The organism is Mycobacterium sp. MYCO198283, assembly GCF_021213805.1.
Taxonomy (GTDB): domain Bacteria; phylum Actinomycetota; class Actinomycetes; order Mycobacteriales; family Mycobacteriaceae; genus Mycobacterium.
The window spans coordinates 313,309-332,859 of the sequence record NZ_JAJQJI010000005.1; the positions used below are offsets into that span (position 1 = coordinate 313,309).

The 19,551-nt window shown below is 69.5% G+C and carries 18 protein-coding genes and 2 tRNA genes; 7 read left to right on the forward strand and 13 right to left on the reverse strand.

Annotated elements, in window-relative coordinates; genetic code table 11:
- The first annotated feature begins 10 nt into the window (after positions 1 to 10).
- Both LV457_RS12350 and pknB read left to right on the forward strand, forming a co-directional pair.
- Complete coding sequence (locus LV457_RS12350; protein ID WP_232171454.1) at positions 11 to 1,339, forward strand: protein kinase; 1,329 nt, start codon at positions 11 to 13, stop codon at positions 1,337 to 1,339.
- Positions 1,336 to 3,222, forward strand: a complete 1,887-nt coding sequence (pknB, locus tag LV457_RS12355) for a Stk1 family PASTA domain-containing Ser/Thr kinase (protein ID WP_232171455.1) — start codon at positions 1,336 to 1,338, stop codon at positions 3,220 to 3,222. Before LV457_RS12350 ends, pknB begins: the two co-directional genes overlap by 4 nt.
- Positions 3,223 to 3,251: 29 nt before the next feature.
- Here the strand turns inward: pknB and LV457_RS12360 are convergent, their stop codons facing one another.
- Entirely contained in the window at positions 3,252 to 3,920 is a 669-nt protein-coding gene (locus LV457_RS12360) for an aminodeoxychorismate/anthranilate synthase component II (protein ID WP_232171456.1), read from the reverse strand.
- Positions 3,921 to 3,930: 10 nt separating this feature from the next.
- Positions 3,931 to 4,680, reverse strand: coding sequence for a DUF881 domain-containing protein (locus LV457_RS12365; protein ID WP_232171457.1), 750 nt, complete (start codon positions 4,678 to 4,680; stop codon positions 3,931 to 3,933).
- 83 nt (positions 4,681 to 4,763) lie between these two features.
- Between LV457_RS12365 and crgA the strand changes: the two genes are divergently transcribed.
- The gene (gene crgA, locus LV457_RS12370; RefSeq protein ID WP_232171458.1) at positions 4,764 to 5,048 is read left to right on the forward strand and encodes a cell division protein CrgA; all 285 of its coding nucleotides are present in this window, start codon (positions 4,764 to 4,766) and stop codon (positions 5,046 to 5,048) included.
- 156 nt (positions 5,049 to 5,204) lie between these two features.
- Complete coding sequence (locus tag LV457_RS12375) at positions 5,205 to 5,627, forward strand: PH domain-containing protein (RefSeq protein WP_232171459.1); 423 nt, start codon at positions 5,205 to 5,207, stop codon at positions 5,625 to 5,627.
- 104 nt (positions 5,628 to 5,731) lie between these two features.
- Here the strand turns inward: LV457_RS12375 and LV457_RS12380 are convergent, their stop codons facing one another.
- The gene (locus tag LV457_RS12380) at positions 5,732 to 6,259 is read right to left on the reverse strand and encodes a peptidylprolyl isomerase (protein ID WP_308192191.1); all 528 of its coding nucleotides are present in this window, start codon (positions 6,257 to 6,259) and stop codon (positions 5,732 to 5,734) included.
- Positions 6,260 to 6,335: 76 nt separating this feature from the next.
- Here LV457_RS12380 and cwsA point away from each other — a divergent pair, with 76 nt between their 5' ends.
- The gene (gene cwsA / locus LV457_RS12385; RefSeq protein ID WP_232171461.1) at positions 6,336 to 6,716 is read left to right on the forward strand and encodes a cell wall synthesis protein CwsA; all 381 of its coding nucleotides are present in this window, start codon (positions 6,336 to 6,338) and stop codon (positions 6,714 to 6,716) included.
- An 8-nt stretch (positions 6,717 to 6,724) separates the two neighbouring features.
- Here the strand turns inward: cwsA and LV457_RS12390 are convergent.
- The 10 genes from LV457_RS12390 to dnaA all read right to left on the reverse strand — a co-directional run bounded on the left by LV457_RS12390 (position 6,725) and on the right by dnaA (position 18,468).
- A tRNA-Ala gene (locus tag LV457_RS12390) sits at positions 6,725 to 6,797 on the reverse strand.
- 124 nt (positions 6,798 to 6,921) lie between these two features.
- Positions 6,922 to 6,998: transfer RNA gene (locus LV457_RS12395), tRNA-Ile, on the reverse strand.
- A 49-nt stretch (positions 6,999 to 7,047) separates the two neighbouring features.
- Positions 7,048 to 7,818, reverse strand: a complete 771-nt coding sequence (locus LV457_RS12400) for a DUF3566 domain-containing protein (protein WP_232171462.1) — start codon at positions 7,816 to 7,818, stop codon at positions 7,048 to 7,050.
- Positions 7,819 to 7,828: 10 nt separating this feature from the next.
- Positions 7,829 to 10,345: a DNA gyrase subunit A gene (gene gyrA, locus LV457_RS12405; RefSeq protein WP_232171463.1), complete on the reverse strand. Its 2,517-nt coding sequence runs from the start codon at positions 10,343 to 10,345 to the stop codon at positions 7,829 to 7,831.
- A 30-nt stretch (positions 10,346 to 10,375) separates the two neighbouring features.
- Positions 10,376 to 12,415, reverse strand: a complete 2,040-nt coding sequence (gyrB, locus tag LV457_RS12410) for a DNA topoisomerase (ATP-hydrolyzing) subunit B (RefSeq protein ID WP_232171464.1) — start codon at positions 12,413 to 12,415, stop codon at positions 10,376 to 10,378.
- A gap of 213 nt (positions 12,416 to 12,628) precedes the next feature.
- On the reverse strand, positions 12,629 to 13,189 hold the full coding sequence (locus LV457_RS12415) for a DUF721 family protein (protein WP_308192192.1): 561 nt from the start codon (positions 13,187 to 13,189) through the stop codon (positions 12,629 to 12,631).
- A complete protein-coding gene (gene recF / locus LV457_RS12420) occupies positions 13,186 to 14,346 on the reverse strand; it encodes a DNA replication/repair protein RecF (RefSeq protein WP_232171465.1) in 1,161 nt (386 codons plus the stop codon). The genes LV457_RS12415 and recF overlap by 4 nt, the downstream gene beginning before the upstream one ends.
- A 2-nt stretch (positions 14,347 to 14,348) precedes the next feature.
- Positions 14,349 to 15,242, reverse strand: a complete 894-nt coding sequence (gene gnd, locus LV457_RS12425) for a phosphogluconate dehydrogenase (NAD(+)-dependent, decarboxylating) (protein ID WP_232171466.1) — start codon at positions 15,240 to 15,242, stop codon at positions 14,349 to 14,351.
- Between the two features lie 54 nt (positions 15,243 to 15,296).
- A complete protein-coding gene (dnaN, locus tag LV457_RS12430) occupies positions 15,297 to 16,508 on the reverse strand; it encodes a DNA polymerase III subunit beta (protein WP_232171506.1) in 1,212 nt (403 codons plus the stop codon).
- Between the two features lie 496 nt (positions 16,509 to 17,004).
- Positions 17,005 to 18,468, reverse strand: coding sequence for a chromosomal replication initiator protein DnaA (gene dnaA / locus LV457_RS12435; RefSeq protein ID WP_232171467.1), 1,464 nt, complete (start codon positions 18,466 to 18,468; stop codon positions 17,005 to 17,007).
- 553 nt (positions 18,469 to 19,021) lie between these two features.
- Here dnaA and rpmH point away from each other — a divergent pair.
- On the forward strand, positions 19,022 to 19,165 hold the full coding sequence (gene rpmH, locus LV457_RS12440; protein ID WP_019735309.1) for a 50S ribosomal protein L34: 144 nt from the start codon (positions 19,022 to 19,024) through the stop codon (positions 19,163 to 19,165).
- A 24-nt stretch (positions 19,166 to 19,189) separates the two neighbouring features.
- Positions 19,190 to 19,549, forward strand: a complete 360-nt coding sequence (gene rnpA / locus LV457_RS12445; protein ID WP_232171468.1) for a ribonuclease P protein component — start codon at positions 19,190 to 19,192, stop codon at positions 19,547 to 19,549.
- Positions 19,550 to 19,551: the final 2 nt, after the last annotated feature.

A 19,551-nucleotide genomic window follows, 5' to 3' on the forward strand; every position in this document is an offset into this window, starting at 1 on the left:
GAGCCGAGAGATGAGCCCCCGCGTCGGCGTCACGCTGTCGGGCCGGTACCGGCTGCAGCGGCTGATCGCCACCGGCGGCATGGGGCAGGTGTGGGAAGCGGTCGACAGCCGACTGGGCCGGCGGGTGGCCGTGAAGGTGCTCAAGGCCGAATTCTCCGACGACCCCGAGTTCGTCGAGCGGTTCCGCGCCGAGGCCCGCACCGTCGCGATGCTCAATCATCCCGGTATCGCGAGCGTCTACGACTACGGCGAAACCGACATGGACGGCGAGGGCCGCACCGCCTACCTCGTCATGGAGCTCATCAACGGCGAGCCGCTGAACTCGGTGCTTAAGCGCACCGGCCGGCTGTCGCTGCGGCATGCGCTCGACATGCTCGAGCAGACCGGCCGCGCACTGCAGGTCGCCCACACCGCCGGCCTGGTGCACCGCGACGTCAAACCCGGCAACATCCTCATCACGCCCACCGGCCAGGTGAAGCTCACCGACTTCGGCATCGCCAAGGCCGTCGACGCCGCGCCCGTCACCCAGACCGGCATGGTCATGGGCACCGCGCAGTACATCGCGCCCGAGCAGGCGCTCGGCCACGACGCCACCGCCGCCAGCGACGTGTACTCGCTGGGAGTAGTTGGGTACGAGGCGGTTTCGGGCAAGCGGCCGTTCACCGGCGACGGCGCGCTGACGGTCGCGATGAAGCACATCAAGGAGCAGCCGGCGCCGCTGCCCGCGGATCTGCCGCCCAACGTCCGCGAGCTGATCGAGATCACGCTCGTCAAGAACCCGAGCGCCCGCTACCGCAGCGGCGGGGCATTCGCCGACGCGGTCGCCGCCGTCCGGTCCGGGCGCCGGCCACCGCGGCCGAACCAGGCGCCCACCATCAACCGTGCGGCGCCGGCGGCGATCCCGTCGAGCACCCAGGCGCGCGCGGCCGTCGACGTCACCGGCCGGTCTGCGCCGGCCACCGGCACGCGCGCCCGGCCCGCGACGGGCGGTCACCGGCCACCGCCGGCTCCGCGCCGCACCTTCACGTCCGGGCAGCGGGCGCTGCTGTGGTCGGCCGGCGTGCTCGGTGCGCTGGCGATCGTCATCGCGGTGCTGCTGTTCCTGCGGTTCGAGGACCGCGTCAACCAGGACCGCAATCAGACCCCGCCGCCGCCGGTGACCGAGACGCTCACCGAAGAGCCGTCCGGCCAGCCGGCGCCCGTCGCGCCGTCGAGTTGGACGGACGACGGGTTCGTCGGCCAAGGTGGGGACATCGCGCAAACGCCCCCCCACGAGCTGATCCTGACCGCGGTAACGCTGCCCACCTTCCCCGACGTACGTCACGAGACCTGCCGATGACAACGCCACAGCACCTGTCGGACCGCTACGAGCTGGGAGAAGTTCTCGGCTTCGGTGGCATGTCCGAGGTCCACCTGGCCCGCGACGTCCGCCTGCACCGCGACGTCGCGGTGAAGGTGCTGCGTGCCGACCTCGCCCGCGATCCGAGCTTCTATCTGCGGTTCCGCCGCGAGGCGCAGAACGCTGCCGCGCTGAACCACCCCGCAATCGTCGCGGTGTACGACACCGGCGAAGCGGAGACGCCGGCCGGGCCGCTCCCCTACATCGTCATGGAGTACGTCGACGGCGTCACGCTGCGCGACATCGTCCACAACGACGGCCCCATCCCGCCCCGCAAGGCGCTCGAGATCATCGCCGACGCCTGCCAGGCGCTGAACTTCAGCCATCAGCACGGCATCATCCACCGAGACGTCAAGCCCGCGAACATCATGATCAGCCACACCGGCGCGGTGAAGGTGATGGACTTCGGCATCGCCCGCGCGCTGGCGGACGGCGGGAACAGCGTCACCCAGACCGCCGCGGTGATCGGCACCGCGCAGTACCTGTCGCCGGAGCAGGCGCGCGGCGAACCGGTCGACGCCCGCAGCGACGTCTACTCGCTGGGCTGCGTGCTCTACGAGATCCTCACCGGCGAGCCGCCGTTCGTCGGCGACTCGCCCGTCGCGGTTGCCTACCAGCACGTGCGGGAAGACCCGACGCCCCCGTCGCGCCGCCACGCCGGGATCTCCCCCGAACTCGACGCCGTCGTCCTCAAGGCGCTGGCCAAGAATCCCGACAACCGCTACCAGAGCGCCGCCGAGATGCGCACCGACCTGGTCCGCGTGCACAACGGCGAGCAGCCGGACGCGCCGAAGGTGTTGACCGACGCCGAGCGCACGTCGCTGCTCAACAACCCGCCGGCACCTCCCCCGCCACCGGGCGCGCACACCGAGCGGATCCCGCGCCAGCAGCCCGACGGCTCACACCGGCGCTCGGGCGGCTCGATAGGCCGCTGGCTCATCGCGGTCGCGGTGCTCGCGGTGCTGACGGTGGTGACCGCCGTCGTCATCAACATGGTGGGCGACGAGCCGCGCGACGTACAGGTGCCCGACGTCGCCGGACAGGTCAGCGCGGACGCCATCGCGGCGTTGCAGAACCGCGGCTTCAAGACCCGCACCCAGCAGCAGCCGGACTCCAACGTCCCGCCCGATCACGTCATCGACACCGAGCCCGGTGGCAACGAAACCGTCAGCGCCGGTGAGGAGATCACGCTCAACATCTCGACCGGGCCGGAGCAGCGCGAGCTGCCGGACGTGTCGGCGCTGAGCTACGAGGACGCCGTCACCCGCTTGCGTGACGCCGGGTTCACGCGGTTCCGCGAGGCCTCGGAGGTGTCGTCGCCGGAACAGCGCGGTCGCGTCGTGCGCACCAGCCCGCCGGCCAACCAGACGGCGGCCATCACCAACGAGATCACGGTCTACGTCGGCTCCGGGCCGGCCACCGCGCAGCTTCCCGACGTCGCCGGCCAGACCGTCGACCTCGCTCAGCAGAATCTCGCGGTGTACGGGTTCACGAAGTTCAACCAGGTGCCGGTCGACGACGTGGCGCCGGCCGGGGAAGTCGTCGGCACCAATCCGGCACCCGGCGCGACGATTCCGCTCGACCAGGTGATCGAGCTGCGGGTGTCGAAGGGCAACCAGTTCTCGATGCCCGACCTCACCGGGATGGTGTGGCTGGACGCCGAGCCGCTGCTGCGGAGCAAGGGCTGGACCGGCGTGCTGGTCAAGGGTCCCGACGTCACCGGCGGCGGCGATCAGCAGCGCAATCGCGTGGTCTCGCAGAGCCCCCCGGCGGGCGCCAAGGTCAACTTCAGCGGCGACATCACCCTGCGATTCGGCGCCTGACGCGCGAAGGCTGTAAAGCGGGCGCGTCGCTAGCCGGACGCGGCCCCCGCGGTCGCCGCCCGCACCGTCTGCGCGACCGACGCCTCCAGCTCCGCCACCAGCGCCTCGCTCGGCGCTTCGCCGCATTCGGCCAGCCAGTTGGCGAGCATGCGGTGGCCGCCCTCGGTGAGGATGGATTCGGGGTGGAACTGCACACCGTGGATGGGCAGCGTCACGTGCCGCACACCCATCACCACACCGCTGTCGGTGCGGGCGGTGACTTCGAGTTCGGCGGGCATGGTCTGCGGCAGGATCGTCAGCGAGTGGTACCGGGTCGCGGTGAACGGGTCCGGAAGTCCGTGCAGCACAGACGCGTTCGTGTGGTACACCACGCTGGTCTTGCCGTGCAGCAGTTCCGGAGCGCGGTCCACCGTGCCGCCGAACGCGACGCCGATCGCCTGGTGGCCCAGGCACACACCGAGCAGGGGAGTGCTCGCGTCGGCGCAGGCATGTACGAGCGGAACCGACGCGCCGGCCCGCTCCGGAGTACCCGGGCCGGGACTGAGCAGCACACCGTCGAACTCGGCGGCGATCGCCGCGGTGTCGCGCAGTCGCTCGTCATCGTTGCGCCAGACGGTGGCCTCGACCCCGAGCTGGCCCAGGTACTGCACCAGGTTGAAGACGAAGCTGTCGTAATTGTCGACGACGAGGACGCGCACGCCTGCCAGGTTACCGGCCGGCGGGCGCCGTCAGCGGTGCGGCATGGCGCACCGCGACCGGCTCGGTGTAGCCGGGAAGCTGGACGTCGGTGCGCGTCTCCTCGGTGTAGCCCAACCCGAAGCGCACCACGTACTGCTTGTACAGGGTGACCAACGGCGCCGCCGCCAGCGCTGCCTGCATGCCGGCGACATCGCCGATCGCCGTCACGGTGTAGGGCGGGCTGTAGGTGCGGCCGTTCAACAGCAGGGTGTTGCCGACGCACCGCGCCACCGTGCTCGCCACCACCCGCTGGTCCTGGATCTGCACGGCCTCCGCGCCCCCGGACCACAGCGCGTTGAGCACGGCCTCGAGGTCCTGCTGGTGCACCACCAGGTCGTCGGGGGAGGCGTCGCGCGGAAACCGGCCCTCAGCGTCGCGCTGCGCGTCGTTCAGCGTGACGACCAGGCCCGGACCCCGCACCGGCGTCAGGCCCGCGTCCAAGACCAGCGCGTCGATCCGCGACTTCAGCGGGGCCAGCCGCTCGTCCTCGGCGGTCGCCTGCCGCGCGGCCTCCACCTCGGCGGTGAGCGCCTCGCGCTGGGCGGCCAGCCGGTCGTTGGCGTCGCGCGCCTCTCGCACCAGGTCCACCAGTCGGGGGGCGTCGCTGCGGCGGATCTCGTTGCCGTCGGCGACGCCGTGGGTGGCGGCCAGCAGCATGCCGGCGAGCAGGCAGACGACGGGCACCGCCGTCCGCCACGCTGCGCGCGGACCGGCCGTCATGCGGCCTACGTTAATCTTCTCAGTGGCCAGCCAGGAGCGATCCGCCCGGCCGACGACACCCGAACAGCTGCCCGAAGGTTGCCATGCCCAAGTCCAAGGTCCGCAAGAAGAACGACTTCTCGGTCAAGCCGGTCAGCCGCACGCCGGTGAAGGTGAAGGCCGGGCCGTCGAGCACCTGGTTCGTGGCCTTGTTCCTCGGGCTCATGCTGATCGGTCTCTTCTGGCTGCTCGTCTACCAGCTGGCCGCCACCAACCCGCTGGATGCGCCCGGTTTCCTCGTCTGGATGGCCAACCTGCAGGCGTGGAACTACGCCATCGCGTTTGCCTTCATGATCACCGGGCTGTTGCTCACGATGCGGTGGCGGTGACCAGCCGGAACACCGAATCGCTCGTGGCCGACGTCGGGGAGCTTTACCAGCGCCGCGGTGTGCCGGATGCCCAATCACACGCGTGTAGTTCATCCCCATTGTGCATAGCACCTGTGGATAGCGGCGAAACCAGCGGTCAGCGCGGGTAATTTTCGTATGCAGCAAACTTCGTGGCAACCGAGCACCGGGGCCGTCGCGGCGTTCGCCGTCGGCGGTGTCATGATGGCTGTCGCCGCTGTGACCCTCGTCACAGACGCTCCCGGGCGGCTTCTCGCCAGCATTGCCGCAGCGGGGCTGCTGGTCTTTGCGGGATTCTCGCTGCGCGCCCGCCCGAAGCTGGCAATCTCCGAAGCCGGTCTCACCATCCGCGGGTGGTTGCGCACCCAGCTCCTGCGTCGCGACGACATCTCGCTCATCCGCATCACCGAGTTCCGCCGCATCGGCCGCAAGGTGCGGCTGCTGGAGATCGACACCATTAATGACCGGCTGATCGTGCTCAGCCGATGGGATCTGGGCACCGACCCGCTCGACGTGCTCGATGCGCTGACCGAGGCCGGCTACGCGCCCGGCCGCCGCTGACCCCACCCCTGTCCCGGTGCCAGGCAGCTGTCCCGCGAGCGTGCGTGTCGGTACGCCGACACGCCGCAGCGCGCGTACCGCAGCGCACGCCCGCGGTCGGCGAGCTAGGAGATGGTGATCGACTCGATGACGACCGGCTCCGTGGGGCGGTCGCGCGCGTCGGTGGCCGTGGACGCGATCGCGTCGACGACCTGTTGGGAGGCCGGGTCGACGACCTCACCGAAGATGGTGTGGCGCCGGTTCAGGTGCGGCGCTGGGCCGACGGTGATGAAGAACTGCGAGCCGTTGGTGCCGGGGCCGCGGTTGGCCATGGCGAGCAGGTACGGCCGGTCGAACTGCAGCTCGCCGTGGAACTCGTCGTCGAACTCATAGCCCGGACCGCCCGCGCCGGTGCCGGTCGGGTCGCCGCCCTGGATCATGAAGCCCTCGATCACGCGGTGGAAGACGACGCCGTTGTAGTACGGGCCCGACGACTCACCGGAGGCGTTCTTGCCCTCGTACTTCTTGGTGCCGTCCGCCAGGCCGATGAAGTTCTTGACGGTCTTGGGGGCGTGATTTCCGAAGAGCGCAATCTGGATGTCGCCGCGATTGGTGTGCAGCGTGGCCGTCGCGGTCGCAATGGGACTCGTCACGAGAAGCCAGTCTGCCACGTGCTCGCGCCGCGTCGTTCACCCCACGGCAGCGCCACCGCATGGCAGGGTGTGGGACGTGGCGACGACGATCAAGGCACCGGCACTGACCTCCCGGCAGCGGCTGCGGCGCGGGCTGCACCACACGGCGACGGGTCCGGTCGACATCGCGCGCGCAGCGGTGGGGCTGACCGCGCGCGGCGTCACGTCCGCCGCCTCGACCGCGCGCACGCGCTACCGGTCGGGCCGGCTCGCCGCCACCGCGCAGGAGAAGCTGGCGGCACTGCCGGCGGTGTTTCCCGACCGCCGGCAGCAGCACCGGCGGCGCCGGCTGTGGATCGTCGGAGGCGTCGCGGCCGCAGTGGCCGGCGGAGCGGCGGCGTTCGCGGTGATCCGGCAGTCGTCGCGGCCCGAGCCGTCGCCGCGGCCGCCGAGCGTGGACGTCGAAGCGCGACCGTGAAAAGCGAGTGGAGCCTAGGAGATTCGAACTCCTGACATCTGCCTTGCAAAGGCAGCGCTCTACCAACTGAGCTAAGGCCCCTCGTGCCGATCGGGTTCGGCCGCGGTGTGCCACACTTCGTCGCCGTGGCGGCGGCGGATCACCGCGGCAGCGGCTACGGCCGCAGCGACCAGCATGAGCAGTTTCACGGACGCACCCCTCGACGTGGTGGGCCTAGGAGGACTCGAACCTCCGACCTCTTCGTTATCAGCGAAGCGCTCTAACCGCCTGAGCTATAGGCCCGGAAACGACCGGACGAGATTACCGCACCGACGCCGCGCGACCCAAAACGCTAGTCGCGGTCTGCCAGCGTGATCTCCACGCCGCCCACCAGATCGGTCGTCAGGTTGTAGATGAAGGCCCCGACGGTGGCCATCGCCGACAGCAGCACGATGTTGACCAGCCCGATGACCGCCGCGCCGCCGAAGATGGATCCGCTCGAGACCAGCTCGGTGTCGTTGGTCTGCGTCAGCAGGTCACCGACGTTGCTGTTGAGCTTGCTCCAGACGCCCATACCACCGAGCACGAGGTACAGGAACGCCACCGCGATCATCCAGACGAAGAACAGCGCGACGCTCAGGATCAGCGACACCTTGAGCACGCTCCACGGGTCGACGCGCCGCACCTGCATGCTCGCGCGCACCGGGCCGCGCGACGACCTGCCGGCCACCGCGGCGCGTGTCGGCGACGGGCTCGGCCGCGGCGGTGGGTTGTCGTTCCGCTCGGCCGGCGGCTTGCGGGACGCGGTCGCCCGCGGTGCCGGTCCGGAGAGGTCGGGCAATTCGCTGCGGTAGGCCTCGGGGCGCGGTTCGGCCTCGACCGCCCGGCCGCTCTGCACGGGGCTCGAGCCGCCCGAGACGAACCGGTTCACCCGCGCCTCGACGCCGCCCGAATCGGGGCCCGGCGGCCGCTGCGGCGGTCGCGCCGTACCCCGGCCCTGCCACGGCGGCCCGTCACCGGGGTCGCCGACGGCCGGTCCGGCGGCGGGACGAGGCTCACGGGCGCTGCCGTTGAGGGGTCCGTCGCTACCGCCGGGGTAGCCCGGGTCCTTCGGTGAGCTCACCTACGGCTCCTCACTGCTGCGGTCCGTCGAGGCTGGTGTTGACCTCGTCCGTGCTGTCAGCTTCCTCGGCGTTGCGGGCAATGGCAATGAGTGTGTCGCCCTCGCCCAGGTTCATCAACCGCACGCCCTTGGTCTGGCGGCCGGCCTTGCGCACCTGCCGGGCCGCGGTGCGGATCACACCGCCGCCCGACGTGATCGCGTACAGCTCGGTGTCGTTGTCCACGATCAGCGCGCCGACCAGCGTGCCACGCCGGCGGTCGTACTGGATCGTCAGGATTCCCTTGCCGCCGCGGTTCTGCGGGGTGTACTCCTCGATCGCCGTCCGCTTGGCGTAGCCACCGGACGTCGCCACCAGCAGATAGGTGCCTTCCCGCACCACGTTCAGCGAGAGCAATCGGTCGTCGGTGTTGAACCGCATGCCTTGCACACCGGACGTGGCCCGGCCCATCGGCCGCAGTGCTTCGTCGGTCGCCGCGAACCGGATCGACTGGCCCTTCGCGGACACCAGCAGCAGATCGTCGTCGGACGAGCACAGCACCGCACCCACCAGCTCGTCGCCGTCGCGCAGGTTGATCGCCACGATGCCGCCGGACCGGTTCGAATCGAAGTCGGTCAGCCGCGACTTCTTCACCAACCCGTTGCGGGTGGCGAGCACCAGGTACGGCGCGTCCTCGTAGCTCTTGATCTGGATCACCTGGGCGATGCGCTCGTTGGGCTGGAACGCCAGCAGGTTCGCCACGTGCTGGCCACGCGCGGTGCGTTGGGCCTCGGGCAGCTCGTAGGCCTTCGCGCGGTACACCCGCCCCTGGGTGGTGAAGAACAGGATCCAGTCGTGGGTCGAGCAGACGAAGAAGTGGTTGACGATGTCGTCGGCCTTGAGCCCGGCGCCCTGCACGCCTTTGCCGCCACGCTTCTGGCTGCGGTACAGGTCGGTCTTGGTCCGCTTGGCGTAACCGGTCTCGGTGATGGTGACGACGACGTCCTCACGCGCGATGAGGTCTTCGTCACTGACGTCCCCGTCGGCCGGGATGATGCGGGTGCGGCGGTCGTCGCCGTGCTTGTCGACGATCTCCTTCAACTCGTCGCGGACGATCGCCCGCTGCCGCTCCGGCTTGGCGAGGATGTCCTCCAGGTCGGCGATCTCGGCCTCGATCTTCGCCAGGTCGTCGACGATCCGCTGGCGCTCCAGCGCCGCCAGGCGTCGCAACTGCATGTCGAGGATCGCCTGTGCCTGGATGTCGTCGATCTCGAGCAGCTCGATCAGGCCCTGGCGGGCCACGTCGACCGTCTCCGACCGCCGGATCAACGCGATGACCTCGTCGAGCGCGTCGAGCGCCTTGACCAGACCGCGCAGGATGTGGGCCCGCTCGTTGGCCTTGCGGAGCCGGTAGCGCGTCCGGCGGACGATGACGTCGAGCTGGTGATCGGTGTAGTGCCGGATCAGCTGGTCGAGCCGCAGCGTGCGCGGCACGCCGTCCACGATCGAGAGCATGTTCGCGCCGAAGCTGGTCTGCAGCTGGGTGTGCTTGTAGAGATTGTTCAGCACCACCTTGGCCACCGCATCGCGTTTGATCTCGACGACGATGCGCAAGCCCTCGCGGTCACTCGACTGGTCCTCGATGTTCGCGATCCCGGCGAGCCGGCCGTCGCGCACCTGCTCGGCGATCGAGGTGATGAAGTTGTCGTGGTTGACCTGGTACGGCAACTCGGTGATCACCAGCGAGGTGCGGCCGCGCGAATCCTCCTCGACCTCCACGACGCCCCGCATGCGGATCGAGCCGCGGCCGGTGCGGTAGGTGTCCTCGATGCCCTGCGAACCGACGATCAGCCCGTGCGTGGGGAAGTCGGGTCCCTTGACCCGCTCCATCACCGCGGCGAGCGTGCTCTCCTCGTCGGCGTCGACGTTCTCGAGGCACCAGTACACCGCGTCGGCGAGTTCGCGCAGGTTGTGCGGCGGGATGTTGGTCGCCATGCCGACCGCGATACCGCCCGAACCGTTGGCGAGCAGGTTCGGGAACCGGCTCGGCAGCACCGTCGGCTCCTGCACCCGGCCGTCGTAGTTCGGGATGAAATCGACTGTCTCCTCGTCGATTTCACGCAGCATCTCCATCGCGAGCGGCGTGAGCCGTGCTTCGGTGTAGCGCATCGCGGCCGGGGGATCGTTGCCCGGCGAGCCGAAGTTGCCCTGGCCGTCGACGAGCGGGTACCGCAGCGACCACGGCTGCGCCATGCGGACCAGCGTGTCGTAGATCGACGCGTCGCCGTGCGGATGGTAGTTGCCCATCGTCTCCGCCACGGAGCGAGCGGATTTCGCGTGGCTGCGATCGGGCCGGAAGCCGGAGTCGTACATCGCATAGAGCACGCGACGGTGCACCGGCTTGAGGCCGTCGCGCACCTCGGGAAGGGCGCGGCCCACGATCACGCTCATCGCGTAGTCGATGTAGCTGCGCTGCATCTCCTGCTGGATGTCGACCGGTTCGATCCGGTCGCCGGCTTCGTCGCCGGGCGGCAGGGTGGTGTCAGTCATCGAGAAGTCCTCGCTATCGGCGGTAGATCGTTAAACGTCAAGGAAGCGAACGTCTTTGGCGTTGCGCGTGATGAAGCTGCGGCGCGCCTCGACGTCCTCGCCCATCAACACCGAGAACAGTTCGTCGGCCGCTGCGGCGTCGTCCAGCGTCACCTGCCGCAGCACCCGCACCGACGGGTCCATGGTCGTCTCCCAGAGCTCCGTGGCGTTCATTTCGCCGAGCCCCTTGTAGCGCTGGATGCCGTCGTCCTTGTTGATCTTCTTGCCCGCCTTGAGCCCGGCCTCGAGCAGGCCGTCTCGCTCGCGGTCGGAGTAGGCGAACTCCGGTTCGGAGCGCTGCCATTTCAGCTTGTACAGCGGCGGCTGCGCGAGGAAGACGTGGCCGTGCTCGATCAGCGGTTTCATGAAGCGGAACAGCAGCGTCAACAGCAGCGTCGAGATGTGCTGGCCGTCGACGTCGGCGTCGGCCATCAGCACGATCTTGTGGTAGCGGAGCTTGGCGAGGTCGAACTCGTCGTGGATGCCGGTACCCAGCGCGGTGATGATGGCCTGCACCTCGGTGTTCTTCAGCACCCGGTCGATGCGGGCCTTCTCGACGTTGATGATCTTTCCGCGCAGCGGCAGGATCGCCTGGAACATCGAGTCGCGGCCGCTCTTGGCCGATCCGCCGGCCGAATCGCCCTCCACCACATACAGTTCCGACTTACGGGGATCGGTGGAACGGCAGTCGGCCAGCTTGCCCGGCAGGCCGCCGATGTCGGTGGCGCTCTTGCGGCGCACCAACTCTCGCGCCTTGCGGGCGGCCAGCCGCGCCTGCGCCGACGACACCGCCTTGTTCACCACCGTCTTGGCCTCGGCGGGGTTCGCCTCGAACCAGTGCGTCAGCTGCTCGTTGCAGATCTTCTGGACGAAGGACTTCACCTCGGTGTTGCCGAGCTTGGTCTTCGTCTGGCCCTCGAACTGCGGTTCGCTGACCTTCACCGAGATGACGGCGGCCAGTCCTTCGCGGATGTCGTCGCCGGTGAGGTTGGGGTCTTTCTCCTTGAGCAGCTTCTTGTCCTTGGCGTACTTGTTGACGATGGTCGTCAGGGCCGCCCGGAAGCCCTCTTCGTGGGTGCCGCCCTCGTGGGTGTTGATGGTGTTGGCGAAGGTGTGGACGGACTCGGAGTAGCCGGCGTTCCACTGCATCGCCACCTCGACCTCGTGACCGGTGCCCTTGCCGGAGAACGCGATGATGCTCTGCTGGATGGGGTTCTTCGTGCGGTTGATGTGCTTGACGAAGTCCACCAGGCCGTCCGGGTAGTGGAAGGTGCGGTGCTTGACCTTGTTTCGCGCCGGCGCGGCCTTCTCCGCCGCCGCCTCTTCGGCCGATTTCGGCGCCTCGGCGGTCTCGCTGACGACCTCGTCGACGACCTCCTCCGGCGCGACGCGCTCGTCGGTGAGCTCGATGGTGAGGCCCTTGTTGAGGAACGCCATCTCCTGCAGCCGGCGGGCGACCGTCTCGAAGTTGTATTCGGTCGTCTCGAAGATGTCGGGATCGGCCCAGAACCGGATGGTGGTACCGGTGGCCTTGGTCGCCTCGCCCTGCTTGAGCGTGCCCGGCACCGACCGGTCGTAGGTCTGGTGCCACTCGTAGCCGTCGCGGCGGATGTCGGCTTCGAGCCGCGTCGACAACGCGTTCACCACGGACACGCCCACCCCGTGCAGACCGCCCGACACCGCGTACGCGCCGTCCTCGCCGCCGAACTTGCCGCCGGCGTGCAATTGCGTCATGACGACGTCGACGGTGGGCGCCCCGCTCGCGTGCATCTCGACCGGAATGCCGCGGCCGTTGTCGGTGACCTGCACGCCACCGTCTTCGAGGATGGTGACCTGCACCGAATCGGCGTAGCCGGCCATCGCCTCGTCGACCGCGTTGTCCACCACCTCCCAGATCAGGTGGTGCAGACCCCGCTCACCGGTGGAGCCGATGTACATGCCCGGCCGCTTGCGCACGGCCTCCAACCCCTCGAGAATGGTGATGGCGTTGGCGCCGTACTCCTTGGGAGCGTTCTTTTTCTGGGCAGCCACGTTGGACGGGTCTCCTCGGGGTTCGCGGGGCAAGCGGCCGAAAGCACCGCCGCGGGTCTGCTGTCCAGTCTACCGGTGTCGGCGCCCTGCACCGTCGCTCAGGCGGCGTTTCTTCGCGCCTGATTGCGCCGTGGGGGCGGTTTCGCGGCATTCCGAGCGTCGAGACGGCGAGGGCGATGGCTGCGGCGGCTCAGCGGCCTCTCAAGCGCAGCTTCATCCGTAGGTGTCCCGTGGCCCGCGGCCCGGCACGTGATAGCGGCCCTTGCGCCACGACGGCGCGACGGGACCGGTGATCTTGAGTTGCTTGACCACCCCGTCGCCCACCGCGGCGGCGATCTTGGCCAGCAGCTGCGCCTGCACCATGCGCAGCTGGGTGGCCCACGCGGTGGATTCGGCCGCGACGCCCAGCACACCGTCGCGCAGCGTGGTGGGGGAGGCGTGGGCAGCGATCTGCTCGCCGACGATCGACGGCCACTGCGCGAACACCGCCGCCACGGACACCTGCGCCGACCAGCCCTGCGTCCGGACGATCTGGCGGGCCACCACCCCCAGCGGCTGCGGATCGCGCTGGTCCGGTCCCGGTCCGGACCAGCGGCGGCGGCTGTTGGGCGCCGCCTTGCGCGCCGGCGCGCGGCCGCGCAGCCCTCGCCCGACGTCCTTGCCCTGCTCGCGCGCGGCCCCGCGCGCCTCCTCGAGCGTGCGCCGCACCAGATCCATGCCAGCCAGGTGCTGCAGGTGTGCCGGCGGACCCGCCGCGTCCTCGGTATCGCTCACGGCTGCATCACCGACATCCGGTCACCCCCGTCGTTCGTTGCATCCTCGACCATCGAGATGCCCACCCGGCGATGATCCCCGACCCCGGGGACGTCGTCGGGCACCGCCGCGGTGATCAACACCTGCTCGGCGGATTGCGTCAGCTCCGACAGTGCGCGGCGCCGCGCGGAATCCAGCTCGGCGAACACGTCGTCGAGCAGCAGCACCGGCTCGCTGCCCTCGGCGCGCAGCAGCTCATAGGACGCCAGCCGCAGCGCCAGCGCCATCGACCACGACTCACCGTGGCTCGCAAACCCTTTCGCCGGCTGGTCGCCCAGCCGCAGCTCCAGATCGTCGCGGTGCGGGCCTACCAGGCACATCCCACGGTCCAGTTCCGCACTGCGGCGCCGCGCCAGCCCGTCGAGGAGCAACGCCTCCAGGTACTCCACGTCGGTGACGCCGGCGTCGAGCACGACACCCGCCCGCTCAAGGCTCGAGCGGTAGCCGATGTCCGCGGGCCGGGACTGTGGTGCCAACAGCTGATAGGCCTTGGTGACCTCGGGCCGCAACTCGGCGACCAGGGCTAGCCGCGCCGACAGGAGCTGGGCGCCGTGTTCGGCGAGTTGGCCGTCCCACACGTCGAGCGTCGCCGACGCGGCCGCGCGCGACCCGCCGGCCGTCTTGAGCAGCGCGGTCCGCTGCCGCAGCACCTTGTCGTAATCGGCTCGCACAGCGGCGATCCGGGGCCGCCGCACGGTCGCCAGCTCGTCGAGATATCGCCGGCGTTCGGCAGGATCGCCGCGCACCAGCGCCAGATCCTCCGGCGCAAAGAGCACCGCCCGCAGCACACCGAGCACCTCGCGGGCACTGCGCACCGGCGACCGGTTGAGCCGCGCCTTGTTCGCCCGCCCGGAGGTGATCTCGAGGTCGACGGCCAATTCGCGGCCCTCGTTGACGACGATGGTGGACACCACGGCACGCTCGGCACCGACTCGGATCAACGGCGCGTCCGACGCCACTCGGTGTGAGGCCAGCGTGGCGGTATACCACAGCGCCTCAACGAGATTCGTCTTGCCGTGACCGTTCGGGCCGATGAAGACGGTCCGGCCGGGCGCCAACTCGAGATCGGCTGCTGCCCACGAGCGGAAGTCGTGCAGCGCGAGCCGGCGGACGTACATCCCTACCCGGACAATCCCACCCGCTTGACGGCATGCCCGCCGAACTGGTTGCGCAGCGCGGACACGGCCTTCATGGTGGGGGAGTCGTCCTGCCGGGAAGCGAAGCGGGCGAACAGCGATGCGGCGATCACCGGCATCGGTACCCGGTGCCGGATCGCCTCCTCGACGGTCCACCGTCCCTCGCCGGAATCCTCGGTGTAACCGGAGATGTCGGCGAAGCCCGGATCTTCCTTGAGTGCCTTGGCCAGCAGCTCCTGCAGCCACGACCGCACGACGGTGCCGTTGGTCCAGGCCTGGATGACCGCTTGCACGTTCTCGACGAGAGGTTCGGCGGCGAGCAGCTCGTAGCCCTCGGCGTAGGCCATCATCAACCCGTACTCGATGCCGTTGTGCACCATTTTCGCGTAGTGGCCGGCACCGACCGGACCGGCGTGCGAGAAGCCGTCGGCCAGCTCGCCGGGGGGGCGGAGCGTGTCGAAGATCGGCATGGCGCGTTCGACGTCGTCCCGGCTGCCACCGACCATCAGGCCGTAGCCGTTCTCCAGTCCCCAGACGCCGCCGGACACGCCGGCATCGACGAACCGTATTCCATTGCGCGCCAACAGTTCCTGGTGCACGCCGTCCTCGGTGTAGCGGGAATTGCCGCCGTCGATCACCAGGTCGCCCTCGGACAGCACCTCGGCGAGCGACGTGATGGTCTCGCGCGTGACCGGGCCGGACGGCACCATCACCCACACCACCCGCGGGGCCGGCAGCGCATCGGCGAGCGCGGCGAGCGTCGGAACATCGGTGACCTCGGGCCGCGGGTCGTAGCCGACCACGGTGTGCCCCCCGTCGCGCAGCCGGGCCCGCATGTTGAAACCCATCCTGCCCAGGCCGACCATTCCGAGTTCCATCAGCGTGTCTTTCTCGTCGTCAGGTCGGTCGGGGGATGGGGCAGCGCGCGGCGGTCAGCCGGGCAGCCGGACCGGCATCAGCAGGTAGACGTAGTCGGTCTGCGCGGCCGGGAACGGTCCGGAGCCGCTGACCGGCGCCGAACCGTCAGCGCCGCGGTCGGGTGCGGGCCGCAGCACCGCGGGACGGCTGGGGGTGGTGAAGCCGAACGCCACGCGCTCGGAGTGCAGCGAGCTCAGGCCGTCGGTGAGGTAGGTGGGGTTGAAGGCGATGGTCAGCGGGTCGCCGGCGAAGTCCACCTGCAGGTCCTCCTCGGCGCGACCGACGTCGTCCGCGCCGGCGGAGAGCCGCAGCATGCCGTCGCTGAACTCCATCCGCACCTGGGCGCCGCGGTCGGCGACCAGCGCCACCCGCTTGATGGCCTCGACGAGCTCGACGACGCCGATCTCGGCGACGGCGGTGTGCTCGGCGGGCAGCAGCTGGCGGAACTTCGGGAACTCGGCGTCGAGCAACCGCGTGGTGCTGCGCTTGCCGTTGCTGCGGATGCCCAGCAGACCTTCGCGTCCGACGTCGGCGCCGGCGCCGAGCGCGAGCTGCACCTCGCCACCGGCGGCCCCGGTCTTGGCGGCCTCGGCCAGCGTCTTGGCCGGAACCAGCACCGCCGCCTCGACGCCGGGGGAGCTGGTGGACCAGGTGAGTTCCCGCACCGCCAGCCGGAAGCGGTCGGTGGCCGCCAGCACGATGGCGTCGCCGGTGATTTCGACGCGGATGCCGGTGAGCATGGGCAGGGTGTCGTCGCGACCGGCGGCCACCGCGACCTGCCCGATGGCCTCGGCGAACACCTCGGACGGGACGACGCCGGTCTCGTCGGGCAGCGTGGGCAGCGCGGGGTAGTCCTCGACCGCCATGGTCGGCAGCGAGAACCGCGAGCTGCCGCAGGTGAGGGCCACGCGCGTGCCGTCGACGCTGACGTCGACGGGTTTGGCGGGCAGCGCCCGGGTGATGTCGGACAGCAGCCGCCCCGACACGAGCACCTGGCCGGGGGTGGCGATCTCGGCCGGCACGGTGACCTCGGCGGAGACCTCGTAGTCGAATCCGGCAATGGTCAGCCCGTCGTCGGAGCCGGTGAGCAGCACGCCCGCCAGCACCGGAACCGTGGGGCGGGTGGGCAGGTTGCGGGCGACCCAGGCCACCGCATCCGCGAAGTCCTCACGGACCAACCGGAACTTCAGGTCGGTCAGGCCGGCAGTCGTCGTCGCCACGTGCAGTGCGTCCCTTCACGTCCAGCTGATCGGCGCCCGCGCTCGGCCGAGTGCGGCGAGCGCGTCCCGCGGGTGGGGCGCCGTAGGGGAGTCGAAGCACAACCGTAGAGCTTTTGACCCCATCTTGAAAGCTAATCGAAGCCGGTGACATCGGTGCTCGATGCGACGTTTCGCACGGCCTCGGCAGGGGTTGTCCCCACCGCCGTCTTCTAGAAGAAGAACCTGATGGAGAGAACAGCAACAGTAATAGGCGCTGTGGAATCTGGGGACGACACGCGTTCGGTGCTGGTGGGCGGGCGCGTCGGGTTGTGGACGAAGCGGGGACTATCGGGGTGTCGTTGTGGAGGCGGTGTGAGCGCCGAGCGGCGATGCCCGCGGCTCACCGTTCAATCACAAGGTTGTCCGGGCCTTGTCCACAGCGATTGCACAAGCCGCGCCTGTGACCGGCGATGCGGGTGGTACGAAAGTTTTTGCCGCGAATTCGCAGCGAACGCAAGGATTTTCAGCGCTTGGCGCGCTGTTTGATCCGCGTGGTGAGCTCTTTCACGTCGTCGAACACCTCACGGCGCTGCGCCAGCTCGCCGCGGATCTTCTTCTGCGCGTACATGACGGTGGTGTGGTCGCGGTCGAAGGCCTGGCCGATCTTCGGCAGCGACAGGTCGGTGAGTTCCCGGCAGAGGTACATCGCGATCTGCCGGCACTGGGCGAGCGACCGCGTCTTCCCCGGCCCGCGGAGCTCCTCGACAGTGGTCTGGAAGTACTCGGCCGTCACCGCCATGATCGCCGCGGCGCTGATCTGCATGGTGCCGGCGTCGGCGATCAGGTCCCGCAGCACCACCTCGGCGAGCGCCTTGTCCAGCGGCGTGTTGTTGAGCGACGCGAACGCGGTGACGCGGATCAGGGCGCCCTCGAGCTCGCGGATGTTGCGCTCGATGCGGCTGGCGATGAGCTCCAGCACGTCGGCGGGGACGTCGAGCCGCTCCATCTGCGCTTTTTTGCGCAGGATGGCGATGCGGGTCTCCAGCTCCGGCGGCTGCACGTCGGTGATCAGGCCCCACTCGAAGCGGGTGCGCAGCCGGTCCTCCAGCGTGGCGAGCTGCTTGGGCGGCCGGTCCGACGAGATGACGATCTGTTTGTTCGCGTTGTGCAGCGTGTTGAAGGTGTGGAAGAACTCCTCCTGGATGCCTTCCTTGCCTTCGATGAACTGGATGTCGTCGACGAGCAGCACGTCGATGTCGCGGTAGCTGCGCTTGAACGCGACCTTGCGGTCGTCGCGCAGCGAGTTGATGAAGTCGTTGGTGAATTCCTCGGTGGAGACGTACTTCACCCGCATGCCGGGGAACAGCCGCTGCGCGTAGTTGCCCGCGGCGTGCAGCAGATGGGTCTTGCCCAGGCCGGACTCGCCCCAGATGAACAGCGGGTTGTAGGCCCGTGCCGGCGCCTCAGCGATCGCGAGCGCCGCCGCGTGGGCGAACCGGTTGGACGCACCGATGACGAAGGTGTCGAACGTGTACCGCTTGTTGAGGCTGACGCCGTTGGAGTGCTCACTCGGCGCGGCCCGCGGAGTGTCGATGAAGTACGACGGCCAGCTCTCGTGGGCGCTGGCGAGGGCCTCGCTCGCCTCGTCGACCTCGTCGGGCTCCAGTTCGGGGCGCAGGGTCGGGGCGGCGGCGAGCGGCTCGTGGCCGTCGGCCGGATCCCGCGGCACGATGCGCACCCCGAGTTCGACGGGCTGACCCAGCCGCCGGCTGAGCGCGTCGATGATGGGAATGCGCAGGCTGCGCTCGATCTCGTTCTGCACGAAGCTGTTGGGCACCGCGAGCAGCGCGAAGCCTTCGGCGAACGTCAGCGGGGTGACCAGGGTGAGCCAGGCCCGCTGCTGGGCGGTGAGCGACGGTTCACCGTTGAGTTCCGCGACGACGCTCTCCCAGATGGCGGTGAAGGGAAGTTCGACGTCGGTCGACAAGAACGACTACCCCCTTGGCCGCGAATTCTGCAGCGACTGTATCCGCCGACGCCGAGTTATCCACATTGTTATCCACAGCTGTGGAAACAACGGGAGTCGTCGGTACCGGCGTGCGACGAGGCGGCGGATTTGCGGGCAGCGCGTCGGGCGCGCTGGCGGCCGCAAGTCGGTCCGGTCGTCCTCACTTGTTGTCCTGCCCGCTCCGGTTCACGAAGCGGCTTCGGCAGAAGCTAACAGGTTTTGACGCGGGTGCCAACCGTTCTGGGAGATTGCTCAACGCTCGGTGGGACACCGGTTTTCGCGCTCGGTGACGGCTGTGACGACAGTGAACAATTGCCGGGGAAGGGAGCGTGGTTTGACCCAGTCAGACGCCGTCAGTACCCTCGAGCAGTCGCCCGTACGTCGGCGATACGGCTGCGATCCGGGTACCGAATCCGGGGTCCGCGCCGGTTAGCGAGAGACGCGAAGCTTAGCAGCGGCGCCTGCGTCGGATCGGTATGCCAGACATGTCGGCGTGCCGTTCGGTGGGAGCCCGAGGAACGAGGAGATCACCGTGGCCAAGGGCAAGCGGACCTTCCAGCCGAACAACCGCCGGCGCGCCCGTGTCCACGGGTTCCGCCTGCGGATGCGGACCCGCGCCGGGCGTGCCATCGTGTCGGGCCGGCGTCGCAAGGGTCGTCGTTCGCTGACTGCCTGACCGGGCGGATGCGGGGTCGCCGCAGTGCTTCCGGCTCGCAACAGGATGACGCGGTCGTCCGACTTCAGCGCCACCATCGCGCACGGCGCCCGCGCCGCCTCGCGGGATCTGGTGGTTCACGCCCGACGCGGCGCGGACACCGGCGCTGACGCACCCCGGGTCGGGCTGGTCGTCGCGAAGTCGGTGGGCAACGCGGTGCAACGGCATCGGGTCGCCCGGCGGCTGCGCCACGTCGCACGGCCTTTGTTGGCCGACCTCGAAGCCGGCGATCAGGTGGTGATCCGCGCGTTGCCCAGCAGTCGGCACGCCGTGTCGGCCAGCCTGGCCCGCCAGCTGCACACCGGTCTGGTGAAGACCCGGCTGGTGCCCGGCGGGCGACCGTGACC

Coding starts and splice junctions, on each gene's coding strand:
- LV457_RS12350 (WP_232171454.1), top strand. CDS start 11: ATGAGCCCCCGCGTCGGCGTCACGCTGTCGGGCCGGTACCGGCTGCAG.
- pknB (WP_232171455.1), top strand. CDS start 1,336: ATGACAACGCCACAGCACCTGTCGGACCGCTACGAGCTGGGAGAAGTT.
- LV457_RS12365 (WP_232171457.1), bottom strand. CDS start 4,680: ATGACGGCCGGTCCGCGCGCAGCGTGGCGGACGGCGGTGCCCGTCGTC.
- crgA (WP_232171458.1), top strand. CDS start 4,764: ATGCCCAAGTCCAAGGTCCGCAAGAAGAACGACTTCTCGGTCAAGCCG.
- LV457_RS12375 (WP_232171459.1), top strand. CDS start 5,205: ATGCAGCAAACTTCGTGGCAACCGAGCACCGGGGCCGTCGCGGCGTTC.
- gyrA (WP_232171463.1), bottom strand. CDS start 10,345: ATGACTGACACCACCCTGCCGCCCGGCGACGAAGCCGGCGACCGGATC.
- recF (WP_232171465.1), bottom strand. CDS start 14,346: ATGTACGTCCGCCGGCTCGCGCTGCACGACTTCCGCTCGTGGGCAGCA.
- gnd (WP_232171466.1), bottom strand. CDS start 15,242: ATGGAACTCGGAATGGTCGGCCTGGGCAGGATGGGTTTCAACATGCGG.